At 55.1% G+C, this 18,602-nt stretch carries 17 protein-coding genes; 4 read left to right on the top strand and 13 right to left on the bottom strand.

Features of this window, described 5'->3' with window-relative positions; translation table 11 throughout:
* Positions 1-5: 5 nt before the first annotated feature.
* From CIG75_RS03635 to CIG75_RS03610, 6 genes are all read right to left on the bottom strand, one after another.
* A complete protein-coding gene (locus tag CIG75_RS03635) occupies positions 6-1,310 on the bottom strand; it encodes an amidohydrolase (protein ID WP_094235427.1) in 1,305 nt (434 codons plus the stop codon).
* A gap of 80 nt (positions 1,311-1,390) precedes the next feature.
* The gene (locus CIG75_RS03630) at positions 1,391-2,452 is read right to left on the bottom strand and encodes a MerR family transcriptional regulator (RefSeq protein ID WP_094235426.1); all 1,062 of its coding nucleotides are present in this window, start codon (positions 2,450-2,452) and stop codon (positions 1,391-1,393) included.
* A gap of 85 nt (positions 2,453-2,537) precedes the next feature.
* Positions 2,538-3,281: a UMP kinase gene (pyrH, locus tag CIG75_RS03625; protein WP_094235425.1), complete on the bottom strand. Its 744-nt coding sequence runs from the start codon at positions 3,279-3,281 to the stop codon at positions 2,538-2,540.
* Positions 3,282-3,410: 129 nt separating this feature from the next.
* Complete coding sequence (locus CIG75_RS03620; RefSeq protein WP_094235424.1) at positions 3,411-4,748, bottom strand: ATP-binding protein; 1,338 nt, start codon at positions 4,746-4,748, stop codon at positions 3,411-3,413.
* Complete coding sequence (locus CIG75_RS03615; protein WP_157729362.1) at positions 4,741-6,141, bottom strand: TerB N-terminal domain-containing protein; 1,401 nt, start codon at positions 6,139-6,141, stop codon at positions 4,741-4,743. Before CIG75_RS03615 ends, CIG75_RS03620 begins: the two co-directional genes overlap by 8 nt.
* Positions 6,142-6,345: 204 nt before the next feature.
* Positions 6,346-8,634, bottom strand: coding sequence for a M20/M25/M40 family metallo-hydrolase (locus tag CIG75_RS03610; RefSeq protein WP_094235422.1), 2,289 nt, complete (start codon positions 8,632-8,634; stop codon positions 6,346-6,348).
* Between the two features lie 187 nt (positions 8,635-8,821).
* Here CIG75_RS03610 and CIG75_RS03605 point away from each other — a divergent pair, with 187 nt between their 5' ends.
* Complete coding sequence (locus CIG75_RS03605) at positions 8,822-10,951, top strand: HelD family protein (protein WP_094235421.1); 2,130 nt, start codon at positions 8,822-8,824, stop codon at positions 10,949-10,951.
* Positions 10,952-11,007: 56 nt separating this feature from the next.
* On the opposite strand, the gene CIG75_RS03600 is transcribed toward CIG75_RS03605, so the two are convergent.
* The 6 genes from CIG75_RS03600 to CIG75_RS03575 all read right to left on the bottom strand — a co-directional run bounded on the left by CIG75_RS03600 (position 11,008) and on the right by CIG75_RS03575 (position 15,179).
* Positions 11,008-11,826, bottom strand: coding sequence for a DUF2785 domain-containing protein (locus CIG75_RS03600; RefSeq protein ID WP_094235420.1), 819 nt, complete (start codon positions 11,824-11,826; stop codon positions 11,008-11,010).
* Between the two features lie 88 nt (positions 11,827-11,914).
* Entirely contained in the window at positions 11,915-12,256 is a 342-nt protein-coding gene (locus CIG75_RS03595; protein WP_094235419.1) for a hypothetical protein, read from the bottom strand.
* Between the two features lie 54 nt (positions 12,257-12,310).
* Entirely contained in the window at positions 12,311-12,793 is a 483-nt protein-coding gene (locus tag CIG75_RS03590) for an SAM-dependent methyltransferase (RefSeq protein ID WP_172844403.1), read from the bottom strand.
* Positions 12,786-13,448, bottom strand: a complete 663-nt coding sequence (locus CIG75_RS03585; RefSeq protein WP_094235418.1) for an MOSC domain-containing protein — start codon at positions 13,446-13,448, stop codon at positions 12,786-12,788. Before CIG75_RS03585 ends, CIG75_RS03590 begins: the two co-directional genes overlap by 8 nt.
* A gap of 1 nt (position 13,449) precedes the next feature.
* Complete coding sequence (locus CIG75_RS03580; protein ID WP_172844493.1) at positions 13,450-13,824, bottom strand: VOC family protein; 375 nt, start codon at positions 13,822-13,824, stop codon at positions 13,450-13,452.
* A 140-nt stretch (positions 13,825-13,964) separates the two neighbouring features.
* On the bottom strand, positions 13,965-15,179 hold the full coding sequence (locus CIG75_RS03575) for an MFS transporter (RefSeq protein ID WP_227874338.1): 1,215 nt from the start codon (positions 15,177-15,179) through the stop codon (positions 13,965-13,967).
* 162 nt (positions 15,180-15,341) lie between these two features.
* Here CIG75_RS03575 and CIG75_RS03570 point away from each other — a divergent pair, with 162 nt between their 5' ends.
* Complete coding sequence (locus tag CIG75_RS03570; RefSeq protein ID WP_094235417.1) at positions 15,342-16,481, top strand: glycerate kinase; 1,140 nt, start codon at positions 15,342-15,344, stop codon at positions 16,479-16,481.
* 28 nt (positions 16,482-16,509) lie between these two features.
* Here CIG75_RS03570 and CIG75_RS03565 read toward each other — a convergent pair whose 3' ends face one another.
* Positions 16,510-16,785: a DUF1294 domain-containing protein gene (locus tag CIG75_RS03565; RefSeq protein ID WP_094235416.1), complete on the bottom strand. Its 276-nt coding sequence runs from the start codon at positions 16,783-16,785 to the stop codon at positions 16,510-16,512.
* Between the two features lie 88 nt (positions 16,786-16,873).
* Here CIG75_RS03565 and CIG75_RS03560 point away from each other — a divergent pair, with 88 nt between their 5' ends.
* Together CIG75_RS03560 and CIG75_RS03555 are read left to right on the top strand one after the other, a co-directional pair.
* Entirely contained in the window at positions 16,874-17,743 is an 870-nt protein-coding gene (locus CIG75_RS03560) for an SDR family oxidoreductase (RefSeq protein ID WP_094235415.1), read from the top strand.
* 129 nt (positions 17,744-17,872) lie between these two features.
* Positions 17,873-18,355: a hypothetical protein gene (locus CIG75_RS03555; RefSeq protein ID WP_094235414.1), complete on the top strand. Its 483-nt coding sequence runs from the start codon at positions 17,873-17,875 to the stop codon at positions 18,353-18,355.
* The last annotated feature ends 247 nt before the right edge of the window (positions 18,356-18,602 follow it).

Below are 18,602 nucleotides of genomic sequence, written 5' to 3'. Positions count from 1 at the left end.
CGCACTTAAATCCCTTCCACAATCCGCTTGGCGCGCGTTTCGATTTCTGTGAGCAGCGCTTGCTCGTCAAGTTTTGTCAATTTGCGGTCGCGCATGAGAATTTCACCGTTGATGATCGTGGTATGCACGTCCGCACCGTTGGCGCTGTATGCGAGCAGCGCGGAGACGTCATGATGAGGTCGAAGATGAGCAGCGTTCAGGTCCACCAAGATCACGTCCGCCCGCTTGCCCGCTTCCAAAGTGCCGATACGATCTTCGAGGGCGAGGACCTTTGCGCCTTCGCGAGTCGCCATCTGCAGGACTTGGCTGGCATTCAGCGCAGTCGGGTCGAACGTTCGCACTTTTTGCATCCAGGCCGCCGCTTTGATCTCTTCAAAAAGATCGAGCGTCGTCGCGCTGCCCGGCCCGTCAGTGCCAAGACCGACGGTGAGACCCGCCTGCATATATTCGACGATCGGGGCGATGCCACAGCCGAGTTTGAGGTTGGAGACCGGATTGTGCGCGATGCCGCCTCGCAGTTGTGCACGGCGCAAAATTTCAATGTCTGCTGCGCTCAGATGTACGCTGTGCGCCAACACCACATGGTGGTCAAACAGCCCGACTTCTTGCAAATAGGCAGTCGGCGTCAGGCCGTACTCCTGCTTGATCAACGTCACTTCTTCTGTCGTCTCCGCCAGATGGATGTGCAGGGGCGCGTCGAATTCTTTCGCGAGCGCAATCGCCCGTTTCAAATAGCTGGGTGGGCAGGTGTGCGGACCGTGCGGGCCGACCATGACGGAGATGCGGCCATTTCCCGCCCCGCTCCATGTTTCGAAGAGTGACCTCGCCTCGGTGAAACGCTCCTCGCGCCCTTCATCCATCTCGATCAATCCGCGTGTTAGCACCCCGCGCATCCCCGAATCGACAACCGCCCGCGCCACCTCATCTGTAAACACATACATATCGGCAAACGTGGTCGTGCCCGATTTGATCATCTCGACTGTGGACAACAACGTCCCGAGATACACATCCTCCGCTGTCATGCGCGCTTCGGCCGGCCACATTTTTTGAGACAGCCACTCCATCAGTCGCAAATCTTCGGAAAACCCGCGCAGGATGCTCATCGCCGCATGGTTGTGACAGTTGACCAGACCGGGCATGGCGATCATTCCGGTTGCGTCGATCACCTGATCTGCCTGTATCTTTTTCTCGATCGGCACCTCGCCCACCGCTGTGATCAACTCTCCTTCGATCAGCAAGTCCCCCAGCACGGGCGTGACCGTATCCCCTGTCATCGTGACGATCCTCGCATTTTCAATCAATAGGCTCATCTTCTCACTACCCCTTTCGGAAAGTTGGTGTCGAGCCGATTGTAAGGCTTGACGCTACGTCAAACGCAAGCCTGTTCGAGTCAGCGGATCGGGACGGCGTATAGGATGTGCAAAAAGTCGTTGACCTGCTTGGCCTGCGCGAGATAGCCGTTGTCTTCGAACCACTTCAGGAGCAACGAGCGGTCGGCGTAGTATTCATCCTCGATCTGCGCCCACAGGTCCTCTCGGCCCGCAGCGTAGAACGCCGCCTGCACTTCTGCACGCTTTGCCTTATTTTCAAACATCAGATCGGTGATGCAGATCCGTCCGTGCGGCTTGAGTACACGACGCATTTCCTCGAAGGCGAGCAGCTTTTGTTCGTCTGTCAAATGGTGCAACGCGTACGAGGTGACGACAAAATCGAACTGGTCATCCAAGTAAGGGATTGCCAAAAAATTGCCGAGCTTCGTCTCCATCTGCGGGTATTTGGCCTGACACTGCCGCAGCATTTCTCGCGACTGGTCGATCCCTGCGATCTCGATCCCTTGGGCCAAGAAACGTCCGGCCAGATTGCCCGTCCCCGTGCCGATGTCAAGACCCCGCTCGCCCTGGCGCGGACTGACCAGTTGGCAGGTCAGATCGAGCGCTTCGTTGTAGTTTTGGTGCGGGTTAAACTCCGGTTCGCGCAACACCGCTTCGTCATACTGCGCCGCTTGGCGATCAAAGCCCCAGCGGTCCTTCCACGTTTTGCGCAAGTCGCGAAAACCTTTGGCACTGTCCACCAATTGGTGGATGTCCTCCCAGACCAGTTCTTGCTTCTTTTTCGCAGTTCCAATCATGCGATCCAATGTCTCAATCATCCCTTTCAGTTCAATCCATTGTGAAAACATCACGGCGCGTTGCAGTTCGAGATAATACAGCACGTCCTGCTCATCGCCTGCGTCCATTTGATCGAGCACCTTTTTGATCTCCGGAATCCCCATCCCCACTTCGCGCAAGGAGATGATCGTCTGCAAGCGCCAGGCCTCATGTTCGGAAAAAGAGCGGTATCCGTTGTTTTCATCTTTTTGCGGCGTGATCAATCCCTTCTCCTCATACCAGCGAATCGTCCGTGTTGACACTTGCAACTTGTCGGCGATCTCTTTGATCTGTACCGTTCGCATCGGGCAACACCTCCATAGCGTTCATTCTAAACCTTAACGTAACGGAAAGGTAAAGCATAAAAAAAAGCCCCTTTTTGCAAAGGGACTACTCCAGACTCAACGTGGTCGTGGGAGAGAGGTGCGTGCCAATGTTTTCTCCGAGGCAGATGCTGCGCATCGAGTCAACTTGATCGAAGTCGAAGATGTGGAGCGGAATGCCGAAGTCTCGCGCGAGGATCATCGCCGACTGGTCCATCACCTTGAGGTTTTCGCGGACCACATCATCATAGGAGATCGAGTTGTAGCGGCGCGCCTGCGGGTCTTTTTTCGGATCGGCGGAGAAGATGCCGTTCACGCCGTTTTTCGCCACCAAGATCGCATCGCATTGCAGTTCGAGCGCGCGCTGCACGGCCGGATAGTCGGTGGTGACGTACGGTTGGCCCGTGCCGCCAGCGAGGATGACGATATAGCCTCTGTCCAAGTGATGGATCGCACGCAGGCGAATGAACGGCTCGGCGATGAAGTTCATCTGATGGGCGGTCATGACGCGGACTTCTTTGTCAGAACGCGCCTTCAGCACGCCGCGCAGCATCAGCGAGTTGATCACCGTGCCCAAGACACCGATGTTGTCCGCTTCCGCTCGATCGATGCCCCACGTCTCGGCAACGTTGCCGCGGAAGATATTTCCGCCGCCGATCACGATTGCCACTTCGACGCCAAGGTCGATCACAGACAGCACTTCGCGGGCGATATGCTCCAACGAATCAGGGTCAAAACCAAACTCGTCTTGGCCAGCCACCGCAGCTCCGCTCAATTTAATCAGCACTCGTTTGTATCTCGGTAATGTCATCCAAACTGTCCCTCCCCTTCAAGTTCCTGCAATATTATATCCGCAACGCGTAGGATTTGCACGGAAAAAAAAGCGGATCTATGAGCCTACCTACTGATTTTTATTCGGTAAGCTTGCCTTTTCTTCCACTTAGTCAAGCGTCCGTCCCACAAAGCGGCGCGATTCTTGTCCGGCAAGTTCGAGGCGCTCCATAAAAATGTCGCCTTTGTCCATCTCCGGATTTTGGTGCAGAACGTTCAAGATGCCGATAAATTCGCGGATCAGTTCCCGTGGCGTGATAAACTGAACACCTCCAGGACGGGAGAGCGCTTTTTGCACAATTTCGAGGATGTTCTCATCGCTGACCAGCACCGCGATTTGCTCGACCTGATAGAGTGCCGCATAGATGTCGCGGATTTTTTGCAAGAGCACGAATAACTCTTCGGCCGACAGAGGAGCCAATTTGATCACAGGCTGGCGCAAGTCGCGGTATTCTTGCGTTTCATATTGGTTGGGCTGTAGCCGTGATTTCAGCGCTTTGTAGGAAAAAAGCCCACGGCGCTCATCTTCGAGAAAATCGGACGTGCCCATGAACAGCAACATCAGGTGCTCCGCACGGCCTTGCGTACATTCATTGTAGAACTCCAACACGCGCTCATAGTTCTTGCCTCGAGCCCCCGCGTGGTCGATTTTGTACAGATTGACCGCTTCGTCAAACAGGACGAGCAAGCCGCCATATCCGATCGACGCGATAAACTTGGTCATCACTTTCAGATAGTCGAACCAGTTGTCATCATTGATCACATCGCGCACACCGAGGTCTTTTTTCGCTTCCGTTTTGGTGCGGTATTCCCCGCGCAGCCATTTGATCGCATGCTCTTGGGTGAGCTCATCACCGTTTAAGTACGCTTGGTAGTATTTGGTCAGCACGGTGGCAAAGTCAAATCCGCCAGACAGCTCCTGCACTTCGCGGATCACCGCTTGCACTTCGATGCTGACCAGACGGGTGAAGCGGCTGTCCGATGCGTCCGGCAGGCTGTCAAAATCGTGCTCGACCGCCACTTTATGCTGGAGGTCGGAGAGCCAGCGCTCGATCAATGAGCGCAACGCGTTGCCATTTGGCTTTGATTTGGTGGAGAGGTTTTGCATCAGATCGGAGTAGGTGGCCACGCTTTTGCCATCATGGGCGTAAAGTCGGCGGTTGGCAGTCAGATCGGAGTAGGCGACGACAAAATTTTCTTTGTAGGCAATAAAGCGGGTCAAAGTCGCCATAAAGCTTTTGCCCGTGCCATAATCGCCGATCAGAAACTTCATACAGGACAGGCCGTCGCCAGCACGATGGAGATCTTCGACCAGTTGCCTGATCTCTTTGACCCGTCCGACCACGACGTGCTCAATGCCGTCTTGTGGCACGACGCCGCCGCCCATCGATTGGATGATGGCATTGGCTTGCCGTCTCGTCAGTTTGCTTGCTGTGGCTTCACTCATCGTTGCAACTCCTCCTCATCGCATCATCATATTCCGCCTCCAGAGCGATCGCTTCCCCGTCGTCGCTCACAATCGGATCAAGCCCGGCGTCGATCGCCTGCTCGTTGATGCTCATCACGACCGCATCTAAAAACATCCGCCTGCCTTTCAGCCAGTCGGACAGCGTGCGTCTGGGCTGCTCTCCGCTTCTGCTGAGATGCCGCAGGAAGTCCTGCTCCGCAAAGCTTAGCGATGCAAAAAAATCTTCAAATTGGCCCGCTTCCGGCACAGCAAACAGCGGGGCGAGCAGGAGCGATTCGGAAACAGCCGCACTGCTGTCGTCGGCAGTTGTTTCAGCCTGTTCCGCTTCGTTCGACTCCCCCATCGCGCTCGAGGTGACGCTCTCGTTTTTAACAAACAGCAGTTCTTCCTTCGAGCCTTCGTACATCATCTCGACCAGCCAGTCCGTTTCCTGTGCAAGCGCTCGCACCCTGGAGAGGTCCAGTTCGATCGGCTGCTCGGGAAGTTCGCGCGACAACACAGGTTCTGGCAACTGCGGAGCTTTTTCGCGCACTTTTGGCTTGGCCGGGTAGTCCGCTTCCAACTCCGCGAAATAGATGGTGACGCTTTCGTCATATTTGAGCAAAGGCTTGCCTTCCGTACGGCGGATCAAATTTTCGGCGCAACGTAGCCCGTTCTTGACCCAGTGGACGAAGGAGCCTGCATAGTCGTAGCGGCGATAACCATCAAGAACGTATTTTTCGTGAATCGGCGTGTTTGAGAACAGATAGATCACTGGGTCGTCGGTGTAGCGTGCGAACTTATCTAACGGATGCATCCCTTCGCGGCGGTAAAACGCTCGAAACGCTACATGCATCATCGCTTCGATCTCCTCTTCGATCCCTGGCATCCGCTCGCGGTAAAATCCGGTCTTGGCCATCCCCGCCACCTTGAGCAATACTGGCATCGGGATGTCCAGATCGCCAAAGCGGTACCAAGACAGCTTTTCATAGAGGTCGCCAAGTGGTCCTTTCGTATACCAATACAAGGCGTTGTCCAGATCATTCAGCTTCAGATAGAGATCACCAATCCAGCGCACCAATGTCACGTCGAGCTTGGGCTGGATGTTATGAAACTCTGTGTAAAAATGGATCAGCCGCTCGACCGCCTTCTCCGGTTGCTTGATATATTCCAAACTGAGCAGTTCGTAAATGTGTATCATCATATAGGACAGGCTCGTCTTCTTCACAACTCCGCGTTCCCAAAGCCTGCGCCAGTACAAAAACCAACGCAATTGCGCCTTGTTCAAGTGCTCGTGCTTGGGCCAATTGTGAAAGAACTCAACTTCTGGGGCTGGTGTTCCCGCTACCTCTTTCCATCTCGCCACTTGAGCACGGAATTCTTTTGCTTTCACTTCCCCGAGTTCCAGAGGCCTTGACACCTCCTTTATCCGATGTCCTACTCTTCATCGTACATCATTTGCACAGAAATTGCATGCGCCCATCGACCGGAAGACGCTGAATCTGCTGTTTTCGCCATCAGGACAAGCACTGGACAAACTCATGGCGCACGCAAAAAAAGATCCCTCTGGGCAGAGGGATCTAGAAACTTCAGCATCCTACAATTCGTATTTCTTGCTGATCATGACGCGTTTGGTAGCCATGATCGTCTTCGGATTCTCGGTGTAGGATTTGCCTTGAACGCTCGGATAGCCATAGGTGGTATCGAACACGTTGAGCGTGATTTTGCTTCCCGGTTGAATCTGCAAAGTCAGTTCCAGCGGTTTTTCAGGCGCTGCCGTGTAGTTGACCAAGAACGTCTTGCCTTCCGCCACGTCAAGTTGGAACGACTTGCCGTTGACACTGCCTCCGATCACTTTGGCCTCCGTCTTCGCGGCGACCGCATACTCGGTCGCTTTGCGTTGCGGCTCCAATTTGACCTTCAAGGTGCGGACATCCCCTTGTGTCGTGTCGGAAACCACTTCGAGCTTCGGTGCCTCGTCTTTGATCTCCGGCGCTTCCGCATAGCGATAGTCACGCGTGAACAACGGGTTGAAGATATCGGAGAGTTTTCCCTTCTCCGGGTCGTCGCTGAGGAATTGCTCCAGCCACGGATCGTCGAGCGGGGAAGCGGTCGCGTACACCGCTTTGTTAGTGTCTTGGTTTTTCCCATAGAAGACGCTGGCGAACGTCGGATTCTTATCGGAAATATCGAGCGTAAAGCCTGCGATCAGGAAGATGACCAACGCAGACCCGACCATCGCGATCGGGAAGCGCCAAGTGCGCACTTCCAGTAGCGAGATGAGGTGCGGTACGAGCAGGCCCATCATGATCGCCAGTAGCGCGAAGACCACACCTGCCAGTTCGAGCGTGACCAGCACTAGCACGAGATAGACGATCGGCACAAACAGGAGCACCGCCGGTACGGCGAACAATGTTTGGATCACCGCATCTTGCAGCGTCTTGATCTCGCCATCTCTGGACTTCATCAAGAAGTACCAACCGATCAAGGAGAAGAACAGCGGCCACGCGAACAGGTAGGACCCGCCTGGCAGCAGGAAGGTGACAGCGAGCGTGAGCAGCCAGAACAAGATGATCGAACCACCCATCAGGTTGGACGTCGTCGTCCAGCGGCGAATCCAGACGTACATCATCGCGAACACCGCGATCGAGAGCAGGGCAAAGCCCCACGAATAAACGCTAAAGAAATCAGGGTCGTTGACCAAGTTGTACGCTAAGTCGGACTGTAGCATGTTGACCAGCGTCCACGCGCCCATCGCCACGCCGCCCGTAACACCCACAGCGAGCAGGAAGCCGAGGAAGCCTTTGAACAGGCCACCCACCCACACATCGCCACGGCGCAGTCCTGTGATCAGGACAAACAGGAACAACAGCGTGACCACAGCGGTCAGCGGGAGCACCCATGCTTGCGAATAGTCAACGAGCACATGCTTGAACACGTTGAAGTAGACGTGGTTTTGCTCTTTCGGATTCTCCAAACTGTCCAGATTGCCAAAATGGTTGGTCAAAGAGAGCATGTAGGAGCCGTGGTGCTGCAAGCTTTCACGGTCCATCGTCTCCACGCTGTCCAGCGTGTTGTGGTAGGCGTTCAGACCGATCGCATACGCGAAGTTCAAGCCGCCCAGCCCCGCTTGTTTGAAGACGGTGAGGTCGGTATCGTTCGGCAACAGTTTGTACATATCATAGAGCATCGAGTTAGCCACCGGATGCTCGGCCGCTTTGGCGAACTCGTTCATCAGCCAGCCATTGCTGTCGCTGGTCTCAAACATGAAGGACGGCCCTTTGTAGCCACGCGCTTCGAAGTTGAGCACCATGCCGACATCTTTGGCCCACGGGTGCTCTTTCGCAAACGCGTTGGCACCGAGCAGACCTGCCTCCTCCCCGTCGGTGAAGAGGAAGATCACATCCTGTTTTAACTGCGGGCCGGCTTGTAATGCACGCAGCGTTTCGAGCATCGCGCCGACAGCCGCACCGTCGTCGCTCGCACCAGGAGCAGTCTGGACAGAATCGTAATGGGCAGCGATCAGGATCGCTTTGTCGCCGCCTGCCGTCCCTTTGAGGCGCGCGATGACGTTTTGAATGTGACCCGAATAGACTGTACCGTGCGAGACGCGGGCCGAATCCGCTTCTTGCACCTGCGCATCGAGTCCAGCTTTCTTCAATTCAGAAAGCAGATAATCGCGCACTTTTGCCGCTTCGACCGTACCAGTCGAATGCGGCTCTTTGGCGATCTGCTCAACGTGCAAGGCCGCGCGCTCGGCGGAGAATTGATCGGCCGGAGCGTCTTTCGGAAGCACGTTCGGTGCTGCGATCTGATTCAGGCCGAGAAATGCGGTCAGTGACAAAATCAGCAACACAACGAGTGAACGAATGATGTTATTATTCATCTGCTATTTCCCTTCTGTATGATTTCACTTACCCTAAATCATTGAACGGAATCGAATTTACCTATCTTACACACATCATAATCCGAATAGTTAGGCTAGTCAAACGTTCTTGTTTCTGCTCTGACGCTGTGATATATTGAAACATCTCGTCTGAATGGCGAAATATCTCATATGGAGGTAACTGATCTTGGAAGCTGAGATTCAAAGTGCCTATCAAGAAGAACTGCAGCAGCTCGAAAAGGCCGCTGCCGAGATTGACCGCCAGTTGCAGTCGCTCGAAACGATCCCCCGCTATTATGGAGACGATCTGACCGAGCAAGCCTTGGAAAACATTCGCGAGGCGAGGCGCCACAATTTGCAGATCGCAGGTGTTGAGCCTTATTTTGGCCGCCTCGATTTTCAAGAAGCGGGCGTCGATGCGCCGCAACCGCTATATATCGGCAAGGTTGGCGTCGAGGATGAACAGACCGGACAACTGCTCGTCATCGACTGGCGGGCGCCCGTCGCTTCGATGTTCTACTCGTTCACAGGTGGAGATGAAACGGCGTCATACGATTCGCCAGAAGGGCTGATCGAAGGGCTGATCTATCTGAAACGCAACCTCGTGATCCGAAAGCAAATCTTGCAACGCGTCGTCGATGCGTATGTCAAAGGCGGCGACAACCTCGACGTGGCCGATGAGTTCCTGCTCTACCGCCTTGGCGAAAACAAGGACAATCGCTTGCGGGACATCGTTTCGACGATTCAAGCGGAACAGGACAAGATCATCCGTTCCGCCAAGAACACCGCGCTGGTCATTCAAGGGGTCGCAGGCAGCGGGAAGACGACGGTCGCCCTGCATCGCTTGGCCTATCTGCTCTATCAGTATCGGGAGAACATTCGGGCGGAGAAAATGATCATCTTTGCACCGAACTCGATGTTCCTCGATTACATCTCGGGCGTCTTGCCAGAGCTTGGCGTCGGTGGAATTCAGCAGACGACATTTAGCGATTGGGCATTGGACCTGCTCGAGCGGGACGTGGAGTTGGCCGACCCGGCAGAGCGACTCGCCACGTGGTTTGCGATCGGACCGAAGCGTCCTGTGCTCGATGAAAACGCCCCTGGGCGTTGGAAAGGTTCGATGCGTTTTTATCGATATGTGGAGGAGCGCTTGGATGCGTTCGAACAAAATTACGTGCCACAGCGATCCTTTGAAGCGTGGGACGGCCACGTGCTGGATGCAACGACCGTGCAGGAATGGTTCCACACCGAGTATAAGCACTACCCGATCGCCAAGCGCCGAGAGCGAGTAACAGGCCGGATCAAGCGCTGGTTGGAGATGGAGCTTGAGCAGGTTTGGGATGGGATGCAACGCAAAGAATTGAAGAAGAAGGCCAACGCGCGTTTGCGCTCCTATTTAAAAGGAATGCCCGATCTGACGCCGTTTGCGTTTTATAAAAAGCTGTTCAGCGAGGCAACCGATCTGCCCGAAGCGATCGTGAAAGCTTCGAACAAACTGTTTAAGAAGAAGATCGTCGATCTCGAAGATTTGGCACCGCTGCTTCTGATTCGCAATCGTTTGCAGGGCATCGATAGCGCGCAGATGTTCGACCATGTGGTGATCGATGAAGCGCAGGACTTTTCCCCTTTTCAGGTCGCTTTGTTGAAAAATCAGACCAGGGGCAACTCCTTTTCCATTCTGGGCGACCTGTCGCAGGGAATTCATGCCTATCAAGGCGTTCATTCCTGGCAGGAGTTTCTCGATTTGTTTGCCGAAGAGGAGCAGGCTTACTTTCAGTTGGAACGCAGTTATCGCTCGACGACGGAGATCATCAACTTCGCCAACGTGGTGCTGGAACGCTCCCAGCAAGCGCTGACGCTGGCCGTTCCCGTTTTCCGCAGCGGGGAAAAAGTGCGCGTGGCGCAAGTGGCGGCACAAGATCGCCTGCCGACGGTGATCGCAGCCGTCCAGCGCTTGCAAAGCGGAACGCATAGCACCGTGGCGGTGGTCGCCCGCACCGAAGAGGAGTCGCGGGAACTGCATGCAGCATTGTTGCAAGCCGGGCTTGCGGCCACGCTGATCCACTCCAAGCAGCGCGAATACAAAGGCGGCCTGTCGGTGCTGCCCGTGTACCTCACCAAAGGGCTGGAATTTGATGCGGTGCTGATCACCGATGTGGATGAACAACATTATGAACTTTCGCCGCAGGATGCAAAACTGCTCTATGTCGGTTGCACCCGGGCGTTGCATGAACTGTGGTTGTTGTATGAAGGGGCACCCTCGCCGTTGATCGCCGATTTGGATGAGGAGCTCTATGCATCAGAACTGGAGATTTGATCGAGATACAAAAGCCTTCGCTGCTGGTAAGCGAAGGCTTTTTGCTGTGTGGGGACCTAGTAAGGGGGTGCGAAACGACGTTGGATCACAAGCAGGCTCTCTTCGCTGTCACCAAGCAGGTTGTTGTCCTTCAATCGGAAGTAGAGACTACGGATGAGGTGTTTCCAGTTGATGCGCAACGTGAAACTTTCGTTGTAGTCGCTTCCCTCGTACTCTTCAGCTTCGAGCCAGGCGCAGACTTGCTCGAGCGAGACCTTGCCCGTTTCGATCATGGCAAACAGCGCGTTGTTGATGCGCTCGTCCTCTTCCGCTTCGTAGACAGCTTTCGCATGACGAATCAAAGCCTGCAGAGCGCCCCACAGCTGTTCGCAGTCTGCCGCTGTGGCATAGCGATGCTTTACACATTCATCGACCGCATCGGCGACGTGCGCTGCCGCATGCGCCCAGCCTCCGTGCGCGACGAAACCGCGGAGGTCTCGCTCTTGCTGGCAATAGTCGACCATACGGGAAAGAATCATTCGAAACTCGTCTGGCGTAATGAAGGGGTTCTTGTTATCACGCAACAGCAACAACGCGATGACGAGGCTGGAGAAGCTGCGCAAAAACACGCTGTCGGTACCCGTTTCGCCAATTTTGTAAAACCACATCTCGTCGCTTACCACCCGAGACAGAATTTCCCCCAGCTGCTCTGCACTGAACAGGTCTTTTTGATAGATCCAGTTGGACAAAGTCAGGTAGCCGAGGTCGTCACGCAGATAGGAATCGGCAGAACCTAAGTGATCCAAAATCGAGTTGGTAAGGGACATTAGGTCTTGGTATTCGGCAAGCTGATACTCATTTTGTTTGATGATTTCGAGTTCTTGTAGCAGGTTCATAGGGTCATCTCCTTCAATGGGAAAAAGAGCCGAGGTCTTACGCTCGGCCCTTGCTCAACTTCCTCAACTCAACTCTGTAGGCAACGCATCAAAGGTTCTGGCCACCGTCTTCTTGCGGATCGATGCGACCATCCCCGCCTTCGACTTCCAGTTCGAACTCGTCCAGCTCTTGCTGTAACGCTTCCAGAACTTTGTCGCCATGAACATGTTCGGTCGCTGTTACGTCATGCATCGGATGCATAAACATGCCGCTATTGCCTTGAACGGTTTCCATCGCAATCCGATCTTCCGCAGGCTCAGTGATGGACTGGCGGTTGTCGGTTGACTTGTCGCCCGACAGTTTGCTGACGTCATAGTTGGGATCATCGGTCAGCCTGAGCTGTTTTTGGTTGGTGAAGTGACGAAAGCTTTGTTTTTTTCCGTCGGTCACTGGAAGAAACCCCCTTTGCACCTACTGCTCATAGGGTATCCTGTGATCGAAAAGTTATCCGAGAAAATACTCCTTCATCAGCACATGCGACCACTCTGGCTGTTTGACTTCCCCACGCGGGCCAAACTCCAGCATGTACGGTTTCAAGTCCACCACCGGAGTGCCATCGATCGCGTCCAGCCCACGAACGGTGATGCGGAGACCCTCGACGCTGATCAGTTGGCAGTTGGTGACGCCAAGACGATTCGGACGACCTTTGGCGCGCTGAGCGAAGATGCCCACTTTCGGCCAGTCCGGGTTATTGCGGGGATGGCGAGCGGTAGTTTCGATCCGCGCGGGGTCCACACGGTTCATAAAGAAGATGACGTCCACATGCGAAAAATCTCGAAGTCCTGCGGTCACATCTTCGGTAAACTGTGCCGGGTCGAGTTCGATCACCGACTCGACACCACCCCAGAAATCGTCGATCGCTTCCTCGCGCGGGGAACGCACGATGCCAATCGGTCGCAGGATGATCTCTTGGTCCCGATCATGCATTCGCATCGGCCCCTTTTCGTTCCAATTGCTCCAATTGGCGCGTGAGATGATCGCGCAGCGAGTCGGCCAGCACTTCATCAGCAATGATGCTCTTTAACATCGCGATGCTTTGCTGCTCTTGGAAAAGCACGCGGTTGATCGCTTCGATAGACAGCCCTTTTCCACGCTCCAAGCGCCTGATCTGCGGATTGGCCTCCACAAAGCCTTCCTGCAGGACACGCAGGTAGTAACCGGTAAAGCCGCTCTCTTTAAACTTTTTCACAAAGTTCGGCACACCAGTTCGCATATTGATCTTGCCACATGGAATGCGCGGCTGACAGACTTGCAGTACCGCCTCCCCGATCTGGAACGTGTCGCCGATGCGGACTTCTGATTCCGGCAGGCCGCGCAATGTCAAATTTTCACCGAATGCGTTGGCAGGAAGCTTGACACCCAAGGTCTCTTCCCAATACGCATAATGTTCATCGGGGTAGGCGCAGACCGCTTTGTCCGGTCCGCCGTGATGGACGAGGTCCGCTTGCTCATCCCCTTCGAAGTTCACGCGGGACAAAAAGACGCGCTCGGCCACCGCCTGCTTATCGATCGCGCTCTTGAGCGTCTGCCCGTTATGCGTCAATGACTGCGGTCGACCAACGCTTACACGTACTACTTCCATCTCAGTTCCCCTCCAGTTCCATAAATTCGAGTCGATTCCCCCACGGGTCGTTCATAAAAAAACGTTTGCGGTCGTCAAGCGCCGTATCGAGCTGATACTCAGCACCGTGCGCATCCAAGCGGGCCAGCAAGGCATCGAGGTTGTGCACAACAAAGGCCGGATGCGCTTTTTTCGCCGGGGCGAACTCCGCTTCGACGCCGATGTGTATCTGTTGAGCACCACAGATGAACCAAGCGCCGCCCCGCGCCCGTAACGGTTCTGGTTTTTCCAATTCCTGCATGCCGAGCAGGTCGGTGAAAAATTTTCGGGCCGTTTCCTCACAGCCTCGCGGTGCGGCCAACTGGACGTGGTCGATGCCAGAAAAGGTGTAGCTCATCATCAGTCCCCCCAATTTCTCCCGAATCTGTTTGACAACATTTTACTCCATCTCGAGAGGTTTGCGTTATCGAAATCGAATAAGGGGCTATTTGATTTTTCGATAGAAAAAAGGGGCCGGGACGCTTCCCGACACCACTTTTAGATCTGCCAAATTTGACGGCGCGTGAAAAGTACAGCGAGCGTGACCAGCAGGCAGCCCGCCCCCATCATTACTCCGGCCCACAATGCTCCGGCGGTACCTGCGACCGCACCGATCACAATCGCACCAAGCGGGATAAAGCCGCGGTCCATCAGAGCGATGCTCATGATCCGCCCGCGCAGGTGATCAGGCACTTGTTTCTGCATCGTGATGCGGCTCATCGTGCGGTAAGTTTGACCGGTCAATCCGACGAGAAACATCATCGCTGCGGCCAGCCAGAAGTTGGTGGACAGCACAAACAGCAACAGAGACAAACCGAATCCGAGTACGGAGAGGATCAACAACCGCCCCGCCCGCGCTTGCTCGTTGCGCAGGGACAGCCAAAGCGATCCGAGAACTGCGCCGACCGCGGAGACGGAAAGCAGTGCGCCAAAGCCGCCCGGTCCTAAATTCATCAGTTGATCGACGAAGACGGGCAGCATCGAAGTATAGGGAAAACCAAACACCATCGGCACCACCGCTAGCAGCAACAGTGATTGCACGGTGCGCTGGTTCTTGATGAAGGAATAAGCCTCTTGCAGATCGTCTTTGAGCATACCATTCTTGCTCCGCACCTGTTTTTGCACAGGGCGCAAGACATACAGGGCGATCCATTCGATCAGCAGTCCCCCCGCGCCCAGCCAGATCACTTCCTGTGTGTCCAAAGTGGCGAGCAGGACACCGGCGATGGCAGGCCCGATGATCCGCGACAGGTTGAGCGCCGCAGTATTCATCGCGATGGCGCGCCCCAGAAAATGTTCTGGGACTAGATTGGGAATCATCGAATTGCGAATCGGCGGGTCCATCGTCTGGAAGATGGCGCGCAAGCAGACAGCCACCGCGAACAGCCAAAACGGACTGTTGATGTAAAACAGCCAACCGATGAGCAGCGTGAGCAGAATCGTGGCCGTTTGAATGCCGATCAACAGTTTCCTGCGATCAAAGCGATCCGCCAAAATTCCGGCGGGGACGCTTAATAGAAACACCGGAATCAAACGGCAGGCGTTGATGATCCCAAGGTGAACGGGTGAGCCTGTCAGCGCAAGCACAGCCCAATTGAGCGCGACCATGTCGAGCCACTCGCCGCATGCGGCGAGAAAGTTACCGCCTAGATAAAGCCTGAACGGGCGCATGCTTTTCGTTTGGGAAGGTAGATTTGTTGCAAGTTGCGTCATCTGTAAATTCACCTACAATCTCTCTCACAAGCTCAATCTTACTCCCTTCCTTTCAAATGTGCAAAGGTCCGACAATTGGCGGCGTGCCGCTCAACAGGAGGATTTTGGCCAGCTAGCGTGGTAAGAAGTGGGCATTGCAGAAATGGAAGCGGAGGGTCCGAGATGAAAGTGGTCGTAGCGGTGGATTCATTTAAAGGGAGCCTGGATGCGAAAACCGTTTGTGCAGCTGTGCGAGAAGGGGTCATGCGTGTCGATCCGCACGCGGAACTGATCGAAATTCCGCTGGCTGACGGCGGTGAAGGGACCGCGGAGCAGTTGGTGCATGCCACAGGCGGCACCATGCAGATGGCCACGGTGACCGGGCCGCTCGGGATACCTGTGCAGGCGATGTATGGAGTGCTCGGCGACGAGAAGACGGCGGTGATCGAGATGGCACAAGCGTCCGGGTTAACTCTAGTGCCAGAAGAGCTGCGCAATCCGCTTTTGACGACCAGCCGAGGCACAGGCGAGTTGATCGCACATGCGCTTGACAGCGGCTATCGTCGCTTTGTGATCGGTCTTGGCGGTAGTGCGACCAATGATGGTGGCGCAGGAATGTTGCAAGCGTTGGGGATGCGCTTTTTCGATGAGCGCGGCGAGGCTTTGGAAGCGGGTGGTGGCGCACTCGGCCGACTGGCGCGGTTCACGGAGGACGAGTTGGACCACAGGCTTGCAAAAGCGTCCTTTGTGGTGGCTAGCGATGTGCAGAATCGGTTGGTCGGGCCGGAGGGGGCGTCCGTCATCTTCGGCCCGCAAAAAGGAGCTACACCGGAGATGACCGCGCTGCTCGATGCAGCGTTGGATCGGTTTGGGGAGGTCGTGTTCTCACAAAAGGGTTTGGAGATGCGCCAATTGCCAGGCGGCGGTGCGGCAGGCGGGATGGGAGCAGCCCTGGCCGTCTTTTTGGGCGCCACATTGCGGTCGGGTATTGAGGTGATGACGGGGGCTGTCGAGTTGGAACGGCGACTACAGGGGGCGGACCTCGTGATCACCGGCGAGGGCAGGCTCGATGAGCAAACCTTGTCCGGCAAAGTGATCGCGGGGGTAAGTCGGGCTGCGGCACGGCAAGGTGTGCCCGTTTTCGCGCTGTGCGGGGAGTTGGCGCTGTCAGCCGCACAGTTGGAGCGGCTCGGTGTGGTAGCCGCCTTCTCCATCGTACCGGGGCCATGCACACTGGCCGAAGCGATGGGTCGGACGGCCGAGTGGACAGCCGATGCGGCCGAGCGCTTGCTTCGCGTCTGGAAGATAGCTCAAGCGAAGTGAATGGTCGAGCCGTTGTCGCCGCACAGCCTCACAGCAGCAGGTAGAGGATGCCCGCGTAAAGGATCAGGTTCCAAAATGCTGCGATCGGCAAGAGGATGCGAAAGGATACGTGTTTGGTTTTGTGGCGGAAATGCTTCATGCCTTGGTACACGCCAAGTCCGCACCCGAGGAAGGCGCAAAGAAAGAGCGTTTTTTCTGGGATGCGCGATCGCTTCTGCTGCGCTCGTTTTTTGTCGCGATACATCAAGTTGTAGCCGTACAGATTACAGAGCAGAACGACGCTGAAAAAGATTCCGATGCTCATGACGGTGTTCCCTCCCTTCTGGTGTTTATTTTAACAGGTTTGGGAATAGATATTGGGTGAAAATCTTTTTCGACAGGAGAGCGGTGTCATGAGCGCTATGAAAAACTACCCCACCTCTTTTCCAGCCAAGACGCTGAGCAGTCAGCCAGGCATTGAACAGGAGATGCAACCTCGACCCATCTCGGAGAATCCTGCCTACCAAGCGAGCGGCAAACTGCAAGGCAAAGTCGCGATCATCACAGGCGGCGACAGCGGGATCGGGCGTGCAGTCACGTATGCCTACGCCAAGGAAGGCGCCGATGTGACGGTCGTGTATTTGAATGAGCATGTCGACGCCCAAGAAACGAAACAGCGCGTGGAGGCGATCGGCAGACGTTGTTTGATCCTCGCCGCAGATGTGACCGATGCCAGCACCTGTCAGAAAATTGTTGAGCAGACACTGGCGGCGTTTGGACGATTGGACATCGTGGTGAACAACGCGGGTGAACAGCATCCGCAGAAAAGTTTGCTGGACATTTCACAAAAGCAGTTGCTACGGACTTTTCAGACCAATGTTTTTGCGCAATTCTTTTTGACGCAAGCAGCCTTGCCCCACTTACAGGCGGGCAGTTCGATCATCAACACGGCATCGATCACCGCCTATCAAGGACACAAGGAACTGATCGACTACTCAGCGACCAAAGGGGCGGTCGTGACCTTTACCCGGTCGCTTGCGCTCAATTTGGCTCAGCAAGGCATTCGCGTCAACGGAGTGGCACCTGGGCCGATCTGGACGCCGCTGATCCCCTCGACATTTAGCGCGGAGCAGGTCGCGAAGTTCGGGTCTGACACACCGTTGGGGCGCGCCGGGCAGCCAGAGGAGTTGGCGGGTGCCTATGTGTATTTGGCTTCAGATGACGCCTCCTACGTGTCTGGGCAGATGATTCATGTGAATGGTGGAGAGATTGTGAACGGGTAAATTGTGCCTGAAAAGCCGATCGCATCGAGAAGCGATCGGCTTTTCTGTTTAGGCAAATTGTAAAAGAAAAAAAGTTTGCTACTCCTTCGATTCGTCTGCTACATTGGTCTTGCAAAGGAGCTGATCACAATGGATGAAACACAAAAGCTGTTGCGCGCCCTGCTCGAGAACTTCCAGCAAACCAACGCCGCACTGGCTGCATTGACCTCACGATTTGACACGTTAATCGTCCGCATTGACACGATGGAACAGCGCTTGGATGATAAGATCGATTCGCTGGAAAGGCGGTTGAATGATCGGATCGATGCGTTGGAACAACGCTTGGACGATCGGATCGATGCATTGGAACAACGCTTGGACGGTCGGATCGACGCGTTGGAAGCGTCATTGGCCGAGGTCAAGGAGAACATGGTGACAAAAGCGGAGTTCTCCGAGTTGAAAGCGGTCATGGCCACCAAAACTGACATCGCGCTGGTGCTGGAAACTTGTGCGACAAAAGAGGAGGTCTATGCGCTGGACAAGCGGTTTCAAGAAGCGGAGAAACGCCAGCTGCTCAAAAACGCCATGCAGGATCAGGAGATTATGATCATCAAGCAAAAACTCGCCTTGTAATCGCATTGCCCCTCTGTGGTTAAGCCTCGCAACCGCATTCCCTTGGCAAAAACACCGTGTAAACCGCCTGCCCCATCAAGCGCTCAATCCAATCCGGTCAACAGCCACCTCTTAGAACCCCTCACACCAGCCTGCACAGCACAGCCCGGTTTGCCCTTTTCAGTAACTCCCGTTCCACACACCTTAGATCGCCGATCAACCCATACTCCTCCGCTCTGCGAAGGAGTCTCATTTGGATTTGATCGGA

Origin of the sequence: Tumebacillus algifaecis, assembly GCF_002243515.1 — a bacterium.
Classification (GTDB): domain Bacteria; phylum Bacillota; class Bacilli; order Tumebacillales; family Tumebacillaceae; genus Tumebacillus_A; species Tumebacillus_A algifaecis.
The sequence above is the reverse complement of the archived record's forward strand: the minus strand, read 5'-3'. Positions and strand labels throughout refer to the sequence as shown.